Here is a 6,426-nt window from a genome sequence, read left to right on the forward strand (position 1 = left end):
TAAGGTCAATACATATTTGTAAAATATTGGTCTAAGAAATGATATTTTTGTTCAATAGCACCATTAAAATAATTTTTTCCAAAATTATCTAGTAAAGCATGAAACTCATTTGCATCTTGATTTGTAAAGTTTGAAGGTAATTCAATATGTCTTTTTAATTTATCATAATTCTCAGTGTGAGAATAACCGAGTTTTCTATATAACCGGCGTGTATAATTATCGGGAATAAATTCAATCCTCTCAAAAATATATACTAGTAATACGTCAGCTGTTTCACTTCCAATACCATGCAGTTTAAGTAATTCGCTTCTTAAATGTTCCCCATATACTTCATTAATTCTGCAATAATCGAAGTGATACTGATTTAACCAGTTAAATAACGTATGAATTGCTTTGGCTTTATTTTTATAGAAACCACTAGAGCGAATCAAGATTTTTAGTTCTTCTAATGGTAAATCTAATATGTTTTGAGGTTCAAAATTTGTTGCTTCTTTCAGACGTCTAAGAGAAAGCGCAGCATTATTCCAGTTGGTATTTTGAACGAGTATCGCTCCTAACATGATTTCTTCAAGCGTATCTGCTGGCCACCATCCTTGAGGTCCCATATGTTCTAATAATTTTTTATAGAGTTGTTCTGTAGTCATCATTGATATCTTTTTACCTTTCTATATAAAAATAAACACCTTCACAAATGAGTGTTCGTAAAGGTGTTTTTAATTTAATTATTTATATTACATTGATTCTGGAGCTGATACACCCACTAATGCTAAAGCATTGTGTAATGTAATTTTAACTGCTTCAATAAGAGCAACATGAGCTTTTGTCTTTTCAGCATCATCAGATAATACTTTTTCAGCATTATAGAATTTGTGGAAAGCTGAAGCTAAGTCTTGAATATAATTAGTTAATCGATGTGGTGCTCGACTTTCTGCAGCATTCTCAATTGTAGGCTCAAACTCTGCTACTTTTTTCAACAAATCAATTGCTTTTTCATTTGTAATAGTGCTAAAATCAGCGTTTTTGTTTATTTCAACACCTTTTTCTTTAGCTTGTTTTAAAATTGAGCAAATACGTGCGTGCGCATATTGTGCATAATAAATTGGATTGTCTTGAGATTGTTCTTTTGCAAGTTCCAAATCAAAATCAAAGTGCGAATCAGGACTACGCATTGTTAAGAAATAACGTGCCGCATCAATACCTACTTCATCCATAATTTCGCGTAACGTAATAGCATTACCTGTACGTTTACTCATTTTAACTTCTTCGCCGTTTTGCATTAAACGGACCATTTGCATAATTTGAATTTCTAAACGATCGCTATCTACACCAAATGTTTCTAAACTTGCTTTTAAACGATTAATATAACCATGGTGATCTGCACCCATTAAATCAATTAAAATATCATTCCCACGATTAATTTTATTGTAATGATACGCTGTATCAGGCGTAAAGTACGTATAATTACCGTCTTTTTTAATTAGTACTCTATCTTTATCATCTTTAAAGTCTGACGTACGTAACCAAGTGGCACCATCTGCTTCATACGTATAACCTAATTCGTGCATTTTTGCTAATGTATTATCAATCGCACCATTTTCGTAAAGCGATGTTTCACTAAACCAATTATCAAAATGAACATTGAAATCTGATAAATCTTTTTTTAATTTATCCATTTCATAATCAACACCCAGTTGTCTAAATGTTTTTAAACGTTCTTCATCAGAGTAATTTTTCATTTCTGGATGTTTTTTAGCTAAATCTTTGCCAATTTCGACAATGTCCTTACCATTGTAGCCATCCGCTGGCATTTCATGACTTGTATCTCCTAACGCCTCAAAGAAACGTGTTTCAATTGAACGTGCTAAATTTGTAATTTGATTACCTGCATCATTAATATAGTATTCACGTGTTACATCGTATCCTGCTGCAATTAAAATATTCGCTAGTGAATCACCGACAGCAGCATTTCGAGCATGTCCAATATGTAAGTCACCAGTTGGGTTTGCTGATACATATTCTAATAATATTTTTTTGTTTTTTGGTTCTTCTGCATAACCAAATTTATCGCCTTTTTGAATCGCTTCTGAGATAATAGCTGTTAAATATTGATTATCTAAATAGAAATTGATGAATCCTGGACCAGCGATATCTACTTGTTTTACGTTTGCTTTACTTGTATCTAAATTGTCTACAATTGCTTGAGCAATATCGCGTGGATTGCGTTTAGCAATTTTAGTTAAAACCATTGCAATATTAGTAGAATAGTCTCCATTTTTAGTATCTTTAGGAATTTCAACTTTAATTTCTGGAATATCTTCTGCAAGATCTGCTTTTTTAATACTTGTTTTAATTTCTTGTATTAAAGTTTTCTTCACTTTTTCAATAATATTCATTCGCCTATCTCCTTGTATTTAATTTCATATTGATATGAGCCCATTTTTTCATCATTTTGATGTAATTCGTATTGTATTTTTAATTTCCCACCATCTTCATTTACAAAATGTAAAATACTCTTTGTTCTTACTATTAGTGGAATGCGTCCTGCTGGTATAGCATAAAGTGTTGTAGTATCTTTCCCTTCAACGAAGTGCAAATTCATATTAATATCACCTTTACGTATCAGCTTCACGCCATTGTCTTCAATTTTTATTGTTACATTAATGACTGCACTTTCAATCTGTTCTTGATATCGAATATAATAGGCATTTTTTTGTTGCCATGATCCTTGAGAAGAAAATTCAAATGTTTGTTTTTCTCCATTTTGTTTTAAGACTTGTTTCGTTTGAATGTGTATATTCTTATCCAACGTTTGACTCACCTTAATCTTTAAAATATTACACCACATTATAGCATAAATCCTATAGTGCTTGTACCTCACGACCTACTAATCTATGTCTTACTTAAAAAAATAGTCGAATTCTAAAACATAAAATCATGGTATAATAAAATAAATTATTTATATTATAAAAAAATTTAATCATTGGCGTGGAGGATCAGAAGTGGGAAACATCAATATACAACAAGAACAAACAACTTTGCTTATTAGATACAACCCAAACATTGATACTATCAATCGTTTAGTTTTTAAAACTACAAAAGATTCACTTGAATTTTTCCCAGATTCAAATGGAGAATTTAGAGTAGAACTTTTACATGTATTAAATTATTTTAGTTATGATAGTAAAGCAAAAATTCATACAATCATGGAACAAAACATATCATCTTCAACTATCGAACGACCTATCATTATACATGATGTAGAAGTCAAAGTAGTTCAACTTAGTGTTGTTAATACAGAACATCTATATTTGCAGCCTTTCGTTACTAAAAGCGGGATATTACAATATAAGATAACATCTAAACCGAGCTTTCGTTTTTTCTTTTCAAGAACTCATATTAATAATTTAAAAATCAATAATCATAAAGCACTCATCGACGGGCAATTCTCAATTATTAATGCAACGTTTGAATATGCAACTATTGTACTTAAAACTAGAAAAGATAATTATTCTTTAGATTGCCCCGTCGAATGTCAACAGTGTGAGCCTTCTGAGTCTTCACATTACTATAGATTTCATTATAGAAAGGATTTGTATAATGAGTTGACTCAATTTTTAAAGCATTGTTTTAAACAAGAAGATGTGATAGATGTCTTCCTTAACATATATGTAAAAGAATTAGTAGAACCCCTACACGTAAAAATTGGTAAACCAAGAATTATGGCAGAAATATTTTTAAAAGGCGAACTTATTACTCGATATCGTGACTGTATTCAATCTATTTCTCCATACTTTACAATGAAGGGACGTAACTTATCATTCAAAATAAATCAATATACAGTAGAGAATTATTTAACTTATCTAGAAAGTTTAAAATCCCCCTATAAACATTGTTCTAAAGATAAGATATGGGTAATTGGAGAAAAAAGATATAAAGCTCAAGATAATGGATATCATTTCTTTAAATATATGCGTACAACCTATCCAGAATTACCCGTTTATTATGTCATAGATCAAACATCTCCTGAGCGTTTTAACGTAGAACCTTATGGAAATGTTATTTATTTTGGAACTAAAACCCATTTTAAATTAATGCTAGATGCTGATTATATTTGTGCAACACATTATCCTAGTTATCTTTATCCGAGCAATAGCAAAATATATACACGTCGTATTAAAGCAACTAAGGTTTTTCTTCAACATGGTATATTAGGAACAAAAAATTTAGTAGAAATCAATGGGAGACAAGTGCACGATTTCGATATTGATTTATTTATTACTAGCTCAGAACGCGAAAAAGATATTGTAGTCAGAGATTTAAAATTCAGCCCTAATACCGTTAAAGTTACAGGTTTACCGAGGTTTGATGAATTATTTAATGATAATACACCAACTAAAAACCAGATCTTAATCATTCCTACATGGCGTGACTGGTTAACAAGTCGTAATCAGTTAAGTCAATCTAATTACCTTATACGTATAAATACTTTATTACAAAGTCAAATTTTAAAAACATTAAGTAATCAAGGGATGGATGTTGTATTTTGTTTACATCCTAATATGCAACCCTTTATAGATATGTTTAATACACCTAAATATATTAAGAAAATTAATCAAGGAGAAGTAGAAGTTCAACAGTTAATAAAAGAAAGTCGTCTTATGATTACCGATTATTCAAGTGTGGCCTTTGATTTTAGCTTTTTAAATAAACCTATCATTTATTATCAATTTGATAAAAAACAATTTATCGGTAGATTACCTTCTCACATTAATATTGAAGAGGAACTACCAGGTATTATTGTTAATACTGAGGAAGATTTAGAACATGTTTTATCTGATATTGTAAGTCGAAACTTTACTATTTCAGACAAAATACTTCAACGTGCTCATACATTTTATCCTTTTAGAGATACACACAATTGTGAACGTATTTATAATGAGATTATTCATTTTAATAAACGGAATAGTTTACCAGATAAATTAAAATACCATACTTTAACTCAACATATATTTAAACGTTTTAGAAAACACTCAAAATATTATGTTATTATGCGTTGTGTAAATCATTTTATAACTACATTAATTCCTATTAAGAAGAATTTAATTGTTTTTGAAAGTAATATCGGTAAATCAGTAAGTGATAGTCCTAAAGCAATTTATGATGTTTTAAAACAACATCCTCATTCCTTCAATATTGTATGGATTAACAATTCAATCTATCCATTCAATGACTCTAAAGTAATATCGGTCAAACGTTTATCACCCATGTATTTTTATTATTTATCACGTGCTAAATACTGGGTTAATAATCAAAATTTCCCTTATTACATTAAAAAGCATCGCCATACCACTTATATTCAAACTTGGCATGGAACGCCACTGAAAAAAATGCTAAATGATGTAAAAGAGTTTAAAGGTAAGGATAAAGAATACAAAAAGAGAGTGAATATCGCTACACAACGTTGGGATTATTTAATTTCTCCAAGCCCTTATGCAAGCAAATGTTTTAAATCAGCATTTAATTTTAAAAAAGAAATTCTAGAACTTGGATATCCAAGAAATGATATTTTATATTTACCAGAAGATAAAAAACAAGACAAAATAGCTAGTATAAAACAATCTTTAGGCATACCTATTGACAAAAAGGTGTTACTCTATGCACCAACCTTTAGAGATGATGAAGTAAATAAAAAACAAAAACATATTATAGACTTGAAATTAGATTTATTTAAAATGAAAGAAGATTTAGGCAATAATTTTATATTATTATTACGTCCACACATTATTATTAGCAACTCGCTAAAAATCGATCAGACATTATCCGACTTTATTATTAATGTCGCAAATTATAATGATATTAATGCATTATATTTAATTACAGATATTTGTATTACTGATTATTCGTCAGTGATGTTCGATTTTGCAAATACTAAAAAACCATTACTGTTTTATGCATATGATTTATCACATTATAGAAACACATTAAGAGGATTTTATCTTAACTTTGAAGATGAAGTTCCTGGTCCTATATCAGAAAGTCAATCTCAACTTATTCATCATATTAAAAATATTGAAACCATTCAGAAAACATATGAACTTAAGTACAACGCATTCTATAATAAATATTGTACTTATGAAACAGGCCATGCATCTAAAAGTATAGTAAATCGTTTTTTCTCTTAATATAATGATTAAATAGTTTCATATATTAAAAGAGGCTGGGACATAATTTCTAACAAATTAGCCAGTAAATGAGTTTATTATAAATTCATTTACTGGCTTCTTTATTTACAATACTACGTATTGTTGGCTCGTTTTCTTAGGGGACAGCTTCAGCCTGTAGTCTTCAACTTGTCCTGTTCCCTCAAGAGTCTCGCCAAAATACTTTGTATTTATATGTAATTTTACATTGAAATACTTTAAAAAA

General features: G+C 29.5%; 4 protein-coding genes. 1 reads left to right on the forward strand and 3 read right to left on the reverse strand.

Going from position 1 to position 6,426, the window contains the following annotated elements; genetic code table 11:
• Positions 1-5: 5 nt before the first annotated feature.
• The 3 genes from AC2FB1_RS03825 to AC2FB1_RS03835 form a co-directional block, all read right to left on the reverse strand.
• Positions 6-647, reverse strand: a complete 642-nt coding sequence (locus tag AC2FB1_RS03825; protein WP_490673959.1) for an endonuclease III domain-containing protein — start codon at positions 645-647, stop codon at positions 6-8.
• Positions 648-731: 84 nt separating this feature from the next.
• Entirely contained in the window at positions 732-2,393 is a 1,662-nt protein-coding gene (argS, locus tag AC2FB1_RS03830; protein WP_490673960.1) for an arginine--tRNA ligase, read from the reverse strand.
• The gene (locus tag AC2FB1_RS03835) at positions 2,390-2,806 is read right to left on the reverse strand and encodes a YwiB family protein (RefSeq protein WP_490673961.1); all 417 of its coding nucleotides are present in this window, start codon (positions 2,804-2,806) and stop codon (positions 2,390-2,392) included. Before AC2FB1_RS03835 ends, argS begins: the two co-directional genes overlap by 4 nt.
• 193 nt (positions 2,807-2,999) lie before the next feature.
• Here AC2FB1_RS03835 and AC2FB1_RS03840 point away from each other — a divergent pair, with 193 nt between their 5' ends.
• A complete protein-coding gene (locus AC2FB1_RS03840; protein WP_490673962.1) occupies positions 3,000-6,182 on the forward strand; it encodes a CDP-glycerol glycerophosphotransferase family protein in 3,183 nt (1,060 codons plus the stop codon).
• Positions 6,183-6,426 lie beyond the last annotated feature (244 nt).

It is taken from the genome of Staphylococcus sp. CoH_129_LAB_1 (genome assembly GCF_058191515.1).